At 72.2% G+C, this 12,309-nt stretch carries 12 protein-coding genes; 2 read left to right on the top strand and 10 right to left on the bottom strand.

Translation table 11 applies throughout. The features are described from left to right. Window positions 1–419 precede the first annotated feature (419 nt). Window positions 420–1,079, top strand: coding sequence for an endonuclease NucS (nucS, locus tag ACIQIB_RS15710; RefSeq protein WP_363604827.1), 660 nt, complete (start codon window positions 420–422; stop codon window positions 1,077–1,079). Window positions 1,080–1,105: 26 nt separating this feature from the next. On the opposite strand, the gene ACIQIB_RS15705 is transcribed toward nucS, so the two are convergent. The 5 genes from ACIQIB_RS15705 to ACIQIB_RS15685 form a co-directional block, all read right to left on the bottom strand. Next, on the bottom strand, window positions 1,106–3,406 hold the full coding sequence (locus ACIQIB_RS15705; protein ID WP_400758396.1) for an ATP-binding protein: 2,301 nt from the start codon (window positions 3,404–3,406) through the stop codon (window positions 1,106–1,108). 284 nt (window positions 3,407–3,690) lie between these two features. After that, window positions 3,691–4,035 carry an STAS domain-containing protein gene (locus ACIQIB_RS15700; protein ID WP_363604824.1) on the bottom strand — a complete coding sequence of 115 codons (345 nt, stop codon included), beginning with the start codon at window positions 4,033–4,035 and terminating at the stop codon, window positions 3,691–3,693. A gap of 356 nt (window positions 4,036–4,391) precedes the next feature. Continuing rightward, the gene (locus tag ACIQIB_RS15695) at window positions 4,392–5,261 is read right to left on the bottom strand and encodes a 3-hydroxyacyl-CoA dehydrogenase family protein (protein WP_400758394.1); all 870 of its coding nucleotides are present in this window, start codon (window positions 5,259–5,261) and stop codon (window positions 4,392–4,394) included. Between the two features lie 197 nt (window positions 5,262–5,458). Further along, a complete protein-coding gene (locus ACIQIB_RS15690; RefSeq protein WP_363604820.1) occupies window positions 5,459–6,109 on the bottom strand; it encodes a response regulator transcription factor in 651 nt (216 codons plus the stop codon). After that, complete coding sequence (locus ACIQIB_RS15685) at window positions 6,106–7,317, bottom strand: sensor histidine kinase (RefSeq protein WP_400758391.1); 1,212 nt, start codon at window positions 7,315–7,317, stop codon at window positions 6,106–6,108. Before ACIQIB_RS15685 ends, ACIQIB_RS15690 begins: the two co-directional genes overlap by 4 nt. Before the next feature lie 157 nt (window positions 7,318–7,474). Here ACIQIB_RS15685 and ACIQIB_RS15680 point away from each other — a divergent pair, with 157 nt between their 5' ends. Then, complete coding sequence (locus ACIQIB_RS15680) at window positions 7,475–8,065, top strand: hypothetical protein (protein WP_400654619.1); 591 nt, start codon at window positions 7,475–7,477, stop codon at window positions 8,063–8,065. A gap of 22 nt (window positions 8,066–8,087) precedes the next feature. On the opposite strand, the gene ACIQIB_RS15675 is transcribed toward ACIQIB_RS15680, so the two are convergent. The 5 genes from ACIQIB_RS15675 to ACIQIB_RS15655 all read right to left on the bottom strand — a co-directional run bounded on the left by ACIQIB_RS15675 (window position 8,088) and on the right by ACIQIB_RS15655 (window position 12,303). Further along, window positions 8,088–8,660 (bottom strand): cob(I)yrinic acid a,c-diamide adenosyltransferase, encoded by a 573-nt coding sequence (locus ACIQIB_RS15675; protein ID WP_363604815.1) that lies wholly within the window; start codon window positions 8,658–8,660, stop codon window positions 8,088–8,090. Between the two features lie 60 nt (window positions 8,661–8,720). Beyond that, window positions 8,721–9,221 (bottom strand): DUF2550 domain-containing protein, encoded by a 501-nt coding sequence (locus tag ACIQIB_RS15670; RefSeq protein ID WP_329489620.1) that lies wholly within the window; start codon window positions 9,219–9,221, stop codon window positions 8,721–8,723. Between the two features lie 151 nt (window positions 9,222–9,372). Beyond that, on the bottom strand, window positions 9,373–9,756 hold the full coding sequence (locus ACIQIB_RS15665; protein ID WP_363604814.1) for a F0F1 ATP synthase subunit epsilon: 384 nt from the start codon (window positions 9,754–9,756) through the stop codon (window positions 9,373–9,375). Between the two features lie 184 nt (window positions 9,757–9,940). Then, the gene (gene atpD / locus ACIQIB_RS15660) at window positions 9,941–11,386 is read right to left on the bottom strand and encodes a F0F1 ATP synthase subunit beta (protein WP_363604812.1); all 1,446 of its coding nucleotides are present in this window, start codon (window positions 11,384–11,386) and stop codon (window positions 9,941–9,943) included. A 2-nt stretch (window positions 11,387–11,388) separates the two neighbouring features. After that, a complete protein-coding gene (locus ACIQIB_RS15655; RefSeq protein WP_363604811.1) occupies window positions 11,389–12,303 on the bottom strand; it encodes a F0F1 ATP synthase subunit gamma in 915 nt (304 codons plus the stop codon). Between the last annotated feature and the right edge of the window lie 6 nt (window positions 12,304–12,309).

Here is a 12,309-nt window from a genome sequence, read left to right as displayed (position 1 = left end):
AGCTGAGGGTGAGGGTGGGCGAATCGCGCGTGATGTCCGGAACACCGTCGAACGGCTGTTTCCGGCACCGTGCGAGGGCGGCGGCGCCGCAGGACGTGTCGAGGGCGCCGACCGCTCAGAACAGCGTGGCAGCCAACGGTGGGCCCAGCCGGTTATTCCTGCGGATTCCTCCGGAAATACGCCTCGGTGCACCAGATTGGCCAGATCCCGTCGGATCGTTCATCTGAAGTCTCCGTCCCCGTTGACAGCGCTCCCGCAAGCATGCCGTCACACACGGTAGCGGCCCATGGGTGTGAGCGCCAGAGCGCGGCGGGCAGTCCTCGGACCGCCGGGCCTCCATGTTCGCGGGGTTCGTGCTTTCTTCACCCGGGCGTCGCGGAATCGCATCAACTGGCCCCGGTGGGCTAGCGTGGTCGACCGTGCGTCTCGTAATTGCCCGCTGCTCAGTCGACTATGCCGGTCGGCTCTCCGCCCATCTGCCCTCCGCCACCAGGCTCATCCTGGTCAAGGCCGACGGCAGCGTCAGCATCCATGCCGACGACCGCGCCTACAAGCCGCTCAACTGGATGTCCCCGCCGTGCGCTCTCAAGGAGGCCGACGGGATCTGGACGGTGGTGAACAAGGCCGGTGAGAAGCTCATCATCACGCTGGAGGAGGTGCTGCACGACTCGTCCCACGAACTCGGGGTCGACCCGGGTCTGATCAAGGACGGTGTCGAAGCGCATCTCCAGGAGCTGCTGGCGGACCGGATGGAGGTGCTCGGCACCGGCTGGTCACTGATCCGCCGCGAGTACCCGACCGCCATCGGCCCGGTCGACATCCTCTGCCGCGACGCGGACGGGGCGACCGTCGCCGTCGAGATCAAGCGGCGCGGCGAGATCGACGGCGTCGAGCAGCTCACCCGCTACCTGGAGCTGCTCAACCGGGATCCGCTGCTCGCCCCGGTGAAGGGCGTCTTCGCCGCGCAGGAGATCAAGCCCCAGGCCCGGGTGCTGGCCACCGACCGGGGCATCGGCTGCGTGGTGCTGGACTACGACGGGCTGCGCGGCATCGACGACGACAAGCTGAAGCTGTTCTGACCGGCTGTTCCCCACCCCACCGGTCCCTACCGGGGCGTCCCGGGCGGCGAGGGGGTTCCGGTCGGCGGTGAGGCCGACCCGGACGGCGTCGTGGGTACCGCGCTCGTCGGCGGGTCCGACGGAGGGGTACTCGCCGGCGCGGTCGGCTGGCCCGATGGCTGGCTCGGTGGCTGCGCCGGCGGAACCACCGGCGGCTGCGGCGGCGCTCCGGAGGCCGGCGGCTGCGGGCTCTCCTCCGTCGCGCTCGGCGACCTGGTGGGCTTCTTCGTCGTGGACGGCGAGTGCGACGGCGTAGTGGTGGTCGCCGACGGCGTGGGGCTCGTCCGGTCCGCCGTCGCAGGCTCCCCCGATTCGCCCGGGTCGCCCGGTACGTCGGTGCCGCCGGAGGCGGTCGGACGGGGGCTGGTGCCGGAGCGCGGCAGGACCGGGGTGCCGGGCAGGCCGGAACCGTCGTCGGTGCTGCTGTGCGGATCGGTGCCCTTGTGCTCCTCCGGGCCGGCGACGCTCAGCGCGACCGCCGTGCCGAGCACCCCGAGCGCGAGCACGGCCGCCGAGGCGGCGACCACGGTGCGCCGCTTGTGGCCGGCCGTGCCGGGGGTGGTCTTGAACCGCCAGGGCACCTGGGCTATCGACCTGATGCCGGGGCGCCGCACGGGCGCCGGGCCGGACGGCTCGGCGGCCGGCAGCCGGCGGCCGTCGGCGCGCAGCAGGTCGAGCATCCGGCCGGCGGCGACGACCCCGCGCTGCTCACCGAGAGCGGCCCGCAGGGCGAGCGCGGCCTCCAGCTCGGCCACCGCCCTGGCAGGCTCCCGGGCACAGATCGCGTACACGCCCAACTCGTGGTGGAACCAGGCCTCGTCGGCCTGCGAGCCGGCCCGGCGGGCGGCCTCCAGGCCCAGCTCGAGCGCACGCTCCCAGGCCCCCCAGCGCAGCGCCAGCGCCAGCGCGGGGGCGGCGGCCCGGGCCAGCCGCAGCACCGAGGCCGTCCGGCCGGCGGCCCGGTCGGCCAGCAGCGCGCCGATCACCACCTCCGCCTCGGCGGCGATCTGTTCGGTGGAGACCGAGCTGTGCCCGACCCACCAGGCGAAGTGCTGGGCGGCGCCGTCCACGCTGTCGCGGGCCGGCCAGTGCGGGGCGAGGAGTTCGAGCGCGCCCGCGGTCAGCCGGTGATGGCCGCCGATGGACACCGCGAGCCCGGCGTCGGCGAGTTCGTGCAGCGCGTTCTCGCCCTGGCCGACGTCGATCAGCGCGGGCAGGTGCGGCGCGGTCGGGCACTCGCCGCCGAGCGCGACGGCGAGGCGCAGCACGGCCTGTGCGGGCTCGCTCAGGCCCTCGGCGAGCCGGACGGCGGGCGAGGCGCTCTCGGCGACGGACGGCAGCGGGACGGTCCGGCGCAGCGCGCCTTCGCGGACCGCGGGGTCGGGGTCGTGGACGGGCTCCCGGACCGCGCCGAAGACGTCCAGCCGGTCCTCCTCGGCCGCGACCAGCGCGTCCACCGCGACATCCCGCTGCCGCAGCAGCGCGGCGGCCTGGACGAAGCGCAGCGGCAGGCCCTCGGACTCGAACCAGAGGTCGACCGCCCAGGCCTTCTCGGTCTCGTCCAGCGGCCGGCCGGCCAGCCGGGCGGCGAGCCCGAGACAGGCGGACCGGGAGAGCCCGGCGACGAGGTGGTCCTGGAGCCGGGAGCCGGGCGGCAGGACCGGGCCGTCGGGGGCGACGGAGATCAGGAAGGCGCAGTCGGGGGCGGCGGCGAGCAGCCGCTCCAGCTCGGGCCCGGCCGGTTCGACCTCGTCGATCACCACCACCGCGCCGACCTGGGCGAGGTGCTCGGCGAGCGTGCCCGGATCCGGCCGGTAGCCGGGGGCGTGATGGGTGGCGGCGAAGAGGTCCTGGAGCAGATCGGCGGCGGTGCGGCGGTGGCCGCAGAGCTGGACGACGCCGCCGGGGGCGAGGTCGCCGGCCGCCTCGGCCACGGCGGACAGCAGGGCGCTGCGGCCCGAGCCGGCCTGGCCGACCAGGCGTATCGAGCGGCCCTCGGCGAGCAGGGCGAGCAGCCGGGCCGTGTCGGCCTCGCGGTCGAGCAGCGGCAGGTCGGCGGGCCCGGCGCCGAGGGCGAGCGGTCCGACCGCGCGGCCCGGGCCGCCGACCGGGCCGCGGGCGGGCTCGGTACGCCCGATCCGGCGGGGGCGGGGCCGCCACTCCTCGGGGCAGGGCCGTGCCTCGGAGCCGTCCGGGGTGCCGACGCTCACCAGCAGGCCGCCGGAGACCAGCTCACCGCCCCGGATGCGCACGGCCTCCTGCCGGAACTCACCGGATGGCTGTCCCACGTTCTGCTCCCCGCCCCATGCCCGGCCGTCCGGCGCCCCACGCCGACCGGCCGACGACTGCGTACGGCCGCGTACGGGTCGGGGCGGCTCCCGGCCGAAGGCTGGGGAGCCGGACCTGGCCCCGGCGGCCGTCTTCCTGAGGGCAGACTCTTGCACATCCGCGCCCGCCGGTGCAGGGCGGTCCCGCCCCGGGCACCGGGCCGTCCCGGCGAGGCGGGCGGAGCGGGCGGAGGGCCGGTCCGGCGATGCGCCGCGCACGCCCGGCGGGACCTCCCGGACGGGCCCTACAGCACCGGCCCCAGCGCGGGCAGGGTGGCGCCGAGCGGCTCGGCGACGACACCGTCCACGGCGAGGATGCGGTGCAGCCGGGTGGCCACCAGCAGCCGCTGGAGCTGGGCCGGGACGGAGCGCAGGACGAGCCGGCGGCCGATCCGGCCGGCCCGCCGGTGGGTGCCCATGATCACGCCGAGACCGGTCGCGTCCCAGAACTCCAGCCGGGCGAGGTCGAGCACGAGGTCGCCCCGGCCGCCGTCGACGGCCTGGTGCAGCCGGGCCCGCGCGTCGGCGGCGGTGCGCACGTCGAGGCGGCCTTCGATGGCCAGCGCCGTCTGGTCGCCGGTGATGCGCATGCTCTCCTCCTCGGCCTGGCAATCCTGGTACCGGGTCGTTCCGCCCCGGCCGCGCCGGGCCTGGAGGCGGGGTGTCCATCCGGGCGGGCCTGTAGCCCCGCGCCCGGGCCCGGCCGGAATGCCGGGTTCCCCCTGATCTGACGGCGAACCAGCACCACAGGTTGCTGGTTCAGGCCAGATCTGAGTCAACTTCACTCGTCCGAGGGAATATACGCAGTAAGTCTCCATACCTACGCTCGATTCCCGCCCAAATCACCCGTCTGCGGCACCGGCGTGAGGAAACTCACCCGGCTCCGGCCGGGCCTGCCACGCGGTGCCACGACCGCGCGGCCGCCCCGGTCATTCGTCTGCGGAGCTCACGCGCCCGGGTGCGGGTAGAAGCCCCGGCCGCTCTTGCGGCCCAGGTCACCGGCGGTGACCATGCGGGCCATGATCTCCGGCGGGGCGAACTTCTCGTCCTGGGTCTCGGCGTAGATGTTGCGGGCGGCGTGCAGCAGGATGTCGACGCCGGTGAGGTCCGCGGTCTCCAGCGGGCCCATCGGGTGGCCGAAACCGAGCCGGCAGGCGGTGTCGATGTCCTCGGCGGTGGCGACGCCCGACTCGTACAGCTTGGCGGCCTCGACGACCAGCGCGGTGATCAGACGGGTGGTGACGAAGCCGGCCACGTCGCGGTTGACGACGACGACGTCCTTGCCGACGCCCTCGGCGAAGGCCCGGGCGGCGGCCAGCGTCTCGTCGCTGGTCTTGTAGCCGCGCACCAGCTCGACCAGCTTCATCAGCGGCACCGGCGAGAAGAAGTGCACGCCGACGACCGACTCGGGGCGCCGGGTGGCGGCGGCGATCCGGGTGATCGGGATGGCGGAGGTGTTGGAGGCCAGCACCGCGCCGTCCTTGGCGAGCTTGTCGAGCTCCCTGAAGACGCCCTCCTTGACGTCCAGCTGCTCGAAGACCGCCTCGACCACGATGTCGGCCTCGGCGACGGCGCCCAGGTCGGTGGTGGTGGTGATCCGGCCGAGCGCCGCCTCGGCGTCCCCGGCGCTGAGCCTCCCCTTGGCGACGAACTTGTCGTACGAGGCGCGGATGCCCGCGAGACCGCGCTGCAGCGCCTCCTCGGTGACGTCCCGCAGCACGACCGGGTGCCCGGCCTGCGCGGAGACCTGGGCGATGCCGGCCCCCATCAGGCCGGCCCCGATCACGGCGATCTGCTTGCTGGACGCGTTGCTCATGGCTGGTCTCCCGGATGCCGTCGCCGCCCTGCGGGCGGGCCCTGAAGGCGGCTCAGGGCAGGGATCACCCACCTGGAGCCGCGTCGCTCATGCGCGGACTCTAATGCCCGCGACGGCCCCGTGGTGCCAATCGAGAGTGTGATCTGTGCCCGACCCGGTCCGTCACCGAAAGGTCGGACGGCAGGACCGTCCGATGCTCAGACGGTCAGCCCGAGGTCCTGCGCCAGGATCGCCGCCTGCACCCGGCTGCGCAGCCGCAGCTTGGCCAGGATCCGGCTGACATGCGTCTTGGTGGTCGCCTCCGCCATCTCCAGCCGGCCCGCGATCTCGCCGTTGGACAGCCCCGCGCCGACACAGGCCAGCACCTCGCGCTCGCGCGGCGTCAGCCCGGCCACCAGCGCCCGTACGTCGGGCCCCACCGTCCGCTCCGGGCGGGTGAAGGTGCCGATCAGCCGCCGGGTCACCGAGGGCGCCAGCATGCCGTCCCCCCGCGCCACCGTGCGGATGCCCTCGACCAGGGTGTCCGCCTCCAGGTCCTTCAGCAGGAACCCGGCCGCGCCGGCCCGCAGCGCGCCGTAGACGTACTCGTCCAGGTCGAAGGTGGTCAGCACCAGCACCTGGGCCGCCCCGGCGGCCACCACCTCCCGGGTCGCCGAGACGCCGTCCAGCCGGGGCATCTGGACGTCCATCAGGACGACGTCCGGACGCAGCTCCAGCGCCAGCCGTACCGCCTCCTCGCCGTCGGCGGCCTGCCCGGCCACCTCGATGTCCGGCTCGGCCCGCAGGATCATCACCAGCGCCGCCCGGACGGCCGCCTGGTCCTCCGCCACCAGCACCCGGATCGTCATGCCCGTCCCTCGCCCTTCTCCGTCACCAGTGCGCGCGGCAGCACCGCGCGCACGCTCCAGAGCCCTCCGCCCGGGCCCGCCTCGAAGCTGCCGCCGAGCAGCCCGGCCCGTTCCGCCATGCCCACCAGACCGGCCCGCGCACCCGGCAGCCGCCGGTCCTCGCCACCGCGGTACGGGCTGTCGACGGCGATCCGCAGCTCGTCCGCCCCGAACTCCAGGAGCAGCCGGACCGTCCCCGGCCCGGCGTGCTTGAGCGCGTTGGTCAGCGACTCCTGGACGATCCGGTACGCCGCCAGCCCGACCGGCGCCGGCAGTTCGCCGCGCTCGCCCCGCTCGGTCAGCTCGAAGGCCAGCCCGACGTCCTGCCCGGCCGCCCCGGCCTTGGCCAGCAGACTGTCCACCGCGGCCAGGTCGGGCGCGGTGTAGGACTCGTCGACCGCTCCCCCGCCGCTGTCCCGCAACAGGCCGATCATCCGGCGCATTTCGGCCAAACCCTGGACGCTGTTCTCCCGGATCACCGCCAGCGCCGCCACCAGCGGATCGTCCTCGGGCCGCCGCTGACGGCGGGCCAGCGACTGCGCGCCGGTGGCATGGATCGCGATGGCGGACAGGTGGTTGGCCACCACGTCGTGCAACTCCCTTGCCATCCTGGCCCGTTCGGCACCCACCGCCTCCCGCCGGTCCATCTCGGAGAGCAGCGCGGTCTGCTCGGCCCGCAGCCGCTCGTTCTCCGCCTCCTGACGGTGCTTGCGCACGACGTCACCGGTCCACACCGGCCCCAGGAAGATCAACGCGGTGACCACCATCACCGCGATCGCCTTCGGGGCGTCGGTGTAGACCAGCGTCAGGGTGCTGAGCACCAGCACCGAGACGCCACCGCTCAGGTGCAGGACGCGCGACATCCGGCGGCTGCCGTAGATCACCGCCGCGTAGAGCAGGTCGGTGTACATGATGGTGGTCGCCAGCAGCGCGCCGTAGAAGACGCTCACGGCGAAGGCCAGCCCGCCGACCGTCACGGTCAGGACCGGCCGGCGGCGCCGGAACGGCTCCAGGGCCGCCGTCACCAGCAGCGGCGCCAGCACCGCCCAGCGGGGGACGGTCGCGGGCTCCTCGTACACCCGGAACGCGATCAGCACCAGGCCGCCGAGCAGCCCGAGGAGGGCGATCGCGCGGTCTTCCTGCTGCGGGGTGAGGACGGGTCTGCGCACGGCCCCATCAGATCACCCCCGGCGGGGTGCCCGGCTCCGGTGCGGGGAGGAGCCGCCGTACATCGAAGGATGCAGCCCGGGCTCGCCTTCCGCGACGATGACGGGCCGGGCCGCGCACGGAAGGCTGGAGGCACCGCCGAGAGCCCGGGAGAACACCGTGATCGTCACCCTCATCGTCGCGGCCGAGGTGGCCTTCTGGGCCGTGCTCGCCCTCGGCCTCGCCACCCGCTACCTGCTGCGCCGCCGGCGGCTGAGCACCGTACTGCTGGTCGGCCTGCCCGTGGTGGACCTGACCCTGTTCGTCCTCACGGTGCTCGACCTGCGCGGCGGCGCCACCGCGAGCTGGACGCACGCGCTCGCGGCGAGCTACGCCGGTTTCTCGATCGGCTACGGGCCGTCCCTGGTCCGCTGGGCCGACCGGCACTTCCTGTACCGCTTCGCGGGCGGCCCCAAGCCGCGGCGCTCCCCCAAGTACGGCCCCGAGCGGACCCGCTACGAGTGGCAGATCTGCGGCCGGACCGTGGTCTCCGCCGCCATCACCCTCGCCCTGATCACCGCACTGGTCCCGCTCTCCGACGGCTCCGCCCGGTTCGACACCTTCACCGGCTGGTACCTGCGGCTGAGCATCGTGGCCGTGGTCAACGTGATCGTGGCCGCCTGCTACTCGCTCTGGCCCAAGGAGGCACCGGCCGGCGCCATCGTCGAGGACGGCCTGGTGGTCGGCTGGAAGGTCCCGCAGCAGCAGTAGCCCACGCGGGCCCGGGCCCGGCTCAGCGGTTCTCGCCGGGCACCCAGAGCACGTCGCCGCGCTCCTTGTTGGCCGAGCGGGCGAGGATGAACAGCAGGTCGGAGAGCCGGTTGAGGTACTTGGCGGTCAGCGGGTTGACGGTGTCGCCGTGCGCCTCGATCGCCGCCCAGGTGGACCGCTCGGCCCGCCGCACCACCGTGCAGGCCAGGTGCAGATAGGCCGCTCCGGCGGTGCCCCCGGGCAGGATGAAGCTGCGCAGCTTCTCCAGCGACTCCAGATAGTGGTCGCAGTCGGTCTCCAGCCGGTCGATGTACGACTGCAGGACCCGCAGCGGCGGGTACTTCGGGTCCTCGACGACCGGGGTGGAGAGGTCCGCCCCCACGTCGAACAGGTCGTTCTGCACCCGGACGAGCACCGCCACCACGTCCTCGGGCAGCGCGCCGGCGGCCACCGCCACCCCGATCGCCGCGTTCGCCTCGTTGGCGTCGGCGTACGCGACCAGGCGCGGATCGGTCTTGGTGGTCCGGCTCATGTCACCCAGCGCGGTGGTGCCGTCGTCGCCGGTACGGGTGTAGATACGCGTCAGATTGACCATGCGGCCCAGCCTAGCCGTGAGGTTAGGCGGCGTTAACCCTTCCCTCGGGGAGTCTCGTCGCTACGCGACGTTGACTCTCTGCCCGGGCGGGGCCGCCTCGAGCCAGGCCAGGAAGCCGGTCAGGGCGTCGTCGCTCATCGCCAGCTCCAGCGGAGCGCCGTTGTGCAGGCAGCGGAGCACGACCGAGCCGGAGAGCAGGGCCAGCTCCTCCTGCCCCTCGGGGTAGCGCCGGCCGAGCACCTCGATCTCCCGGCGGGGCAGTACCCGGCGCGGGCGCGGGGCGTACGAGAAGACCCGGAACCACTCGATCGAGTCACCGCTGTACCGGCCGATACCAAAAACCCACCCCTTGCCATCGGTCTGTGGGACCGGGGCCGAGGTGGGTTTGCCGTTCTCGTCGAGGTCGGGCTGCGTCGAGGCGTCGGCGGGCATTTTGAGCCGGTAACTGCAGTCGAACGTGCCGCCGACCCGCTGGATCACCCGGCGTCGTACCGCGAATGCCACGAGGCCGATCACACCCAGGGCCACGACCGCCGCACACACCACAAGGGCGAGGACCATGCTCACCTACCTCCTCGCTACCCGCGTTCCCCGTATGTCGGTCCTATCAAGCGACCGCGTTGACCTACCAACTGAGACGACAGTCCCGGGGTCACGCTCGCGCGTCCCCGGGACCGTCGGTCGACCCCTCAACCGAGGGGTCTGGTGCGACTCAGGCGTGGGCCTTGAGGCCGCGCGCCGCGAACAGGCGGACCTCCGCGCGCCGCTCGGCGTGCTCGTCCAGGGAGGACTGTGCCTGCTCCAGCGCGCGCTCGGCCCGCGCGACATCGATCTCGTCCGCCAGCTCGGCGATCTCCGCGAGCAGAGACAGCTTGTTGTCGGCGAAGGAGATGAACCCTCCGTGCACCGCGGCGATCACGGTGCCGCCGTCCACCGTGCGGATGGTGACCGGGCCGGTCTCCAGCACGCTCAGCACCGGGGTGTGACCCGGCATGATGCCGGTGTCACCGGAGGCCGTACGGGCGACAACGATGGTGGCCGCACCGGACCACACCTTGCGGTCGGCTGCGACCAGCTCGACGTGCAGCTCAGCCAACGTGGGCTCCTAGGCTCATGCAACGCCCGATTACTCGGGAGTTTCGGTAAGAATAACGGGCCCGCGCCTCCGGCATGAAACCGGCGGCCCGGATTTGACCGGAATCACAGCCGATGCGACGTGAGGGGTGGGTCCCAGGGCTGGGGCCCACCCCTCACGGTCACTCAGCTGCTACCGGCCGCGACTACTTCTTCGCGAGCTCGGCGGCGTTCTTCTCGAGGTCCTCGATGCCACCGCACATGAAGAAGGCCTGCTCGGGGATCGAGTCGTACTTGCCGTCCGCGATCGCGTTGAAGGCCTCGATGGTCTCCGACAGCGGCACGGTCGAGCCGTCGACGCCGGTGAACTGCTTCGCCACGTAGGTGTTCTGCGAGAGGAAGCGCTCGATGCGACGGGCACGGTGGACGATGACCTTGTCGTCCTCGCTCAGCTCGTCGATGCCGAGGATCGCGATGATGTCCTGGAGGTCCTTGTACTTCTGCAGGATCCCCTTGACGCGGATGGCCGTGTCGTAGTGGGTCTGCGCGATGTAGCGCGGGTCCAGGATGCGGGACGTGGAGTCCAGCGGGTCGACGGCCGGGTAGATGCCCTTCTCGGAGATCGGACGGGAGAGAACCGTCGTCGCGTCGAGGTGGGCGAAGGTGGTGGCCGGCGCCGGGTCGGTCAGGTCGTCCGCGGGGACGTAGATCGCCTGCATCGAGGTGATCGAGTGACCGCGGGTCGAGGTGATGCGCTCCTGCAGGAGGCCCATCTCGTCGGCCAGGTTCGGCTGGTAACCCACCGCGGAGGGCATACGGCCGAGCAGGGTCGACACCTCGGAACCGGCCTGGGTGAACCGGAAGATGTTGTCGATGAAGAGCAGAACGTCCTGCTGCTCCACGTCACGGAAGTACTCCGCCATGGTCAGCGCGGAGAGCGCGACGCGCAGACGGGTGCCCGGCGGCTCGTCCATCTGGCCGAAGACCAGCGCGGTCTTGTCCAGAACGCCCGAGTCGACCATCTCGTCGATCAGGTCGTTGCCCTCACGGGTACGCTCACCGACACCGGCGAAGACCGACACACCACCGAAGTTCTCGGCGACGCGGTAGATCATCTCCTGGATCAGAACGGTCTTACCGACACCGGCACCACCGAACAGACCGATCTTGCCACCGGTCACGTACGGGGTGAGCAGGTCGATGACCTTGATGCCGGTCTCGAACATCTCGGTCTTGGACTCGAGGTCCTTGAAGTCCGGGGCCTTGCGGTGGATCGGCCAGCGGACCTCCACCTGCGACTCGAACTCGGCCTTGTCGACGTTCAGCACCTCACCGAGGGCGTTGAAGACCTTGCCCTTGGTGATCTGGCCGACCGGGACGGAGATCGCCGAACCGGTGTCGGAGACCTGCGCGCCACGGACGAGACCGTCGGTCGGCTGCATCGAGATGCCGCGGACCACGCCGTCGCCGAGGTGCTGGGCGACCTCGAGGGTCAGGGTCTTCTTGCCCGTGCCGTCGGGGTTGTCCACCTCGACGTGCAGGGCGTTGAACATGTCCGGAATCGCGTCGACGGGGAACTCCACGTCGACGACCGGGCCGATGACCCGCGCGACGCGGCCCGTCGCCGTGGTCGGCTCAACAGTGGTGGTCATTCTCATTCGCTCCCGCGGCTAGCGTCGGCGAGGGCGTTGGCACCGCCGACGATCTCGCTGATTTCCTGGGTGATCTCGGCCTGACGGGCCGAGTTGGCAAGCCGCGTGAGCGACTTGATGAGCTCGCCGGCATTGTCGGTCGCGCTCTTCATCGCGCGCCGGCGAGCGGCGTGCTCCGAGGCGGCCGACTGCAGCAGCGCGTTGTAGATCCGGCTCTCGACGTACCGCGGCAGCAGCGCGTCGAGGACGCCCTCCGCCGACGGCTCGAAGTCGTACAGCGGGAAGATCTCCGCCTTGGCCGGCTTGTCGTCGCTGAGCTGGACCTCGTCCAGCTTCAGCGGCAGCAGCCGGGCGTCCACCGCGGTCTGGGTCAGCATCGACTCGAACTTGGTGGAGACCAGGTGGAGCTCGTCGACACCGCCCGTCTCGGCCGTGAAGGCCTCGATCAGGTCGACCGCCACGGCCTTCGCGTCACCGTAGGTCGGCTTGTCGGAGAATCCCGTCCACGAGCCCGCGATCGCAAGATCGCGGAAGTTGTAGTACGAGACGCCCTTGCGGCCGACGATGTACGTCACCACGTCCTTGCCCTCGGCGCGAAGCTTCGCGCTGAGCGCGATGGCCTGCTTGATGGCGTTGGTCGAGTAACCGCCCGCCAGGCCGCGGTCCGCCGTGATCAGCAGGACGGCGGCGCGCGAGGCGTTCGGGTTCTCGGTGGTGAGCGGGTGCTTGGCGTTGGACCGGGTGGCCACCGCCGTCACCGCCCTGGTGAGCTCATCGGCGTACGGAGTGGAGGCGGCCACCGCGCGCTGCGCCTTGACGATGCGCGACGCGGAGATCATCTCCATCGCCTTGGTGATCTTCTTCGTCGCGGTGACAGAGCGGATCCGGCGCTTGTAGACCCGAAGCTGTGCTCCCATGGGTCG

This window comes from Kitasatospora sp. NPDC092286, from assembly GCF_044755565.1.
Classification (GTDB): domain Bacteria; phylum Actinomycetota; class Actinomycetes; order Streptomycetales; family Streptomycetaceae; genus Kitasatospora.
The sequence above is the reverse complement of the archived record's forward strand: the minus strand, read 5'-3'. Positions and strand labels throughout refer to the sequence as shown.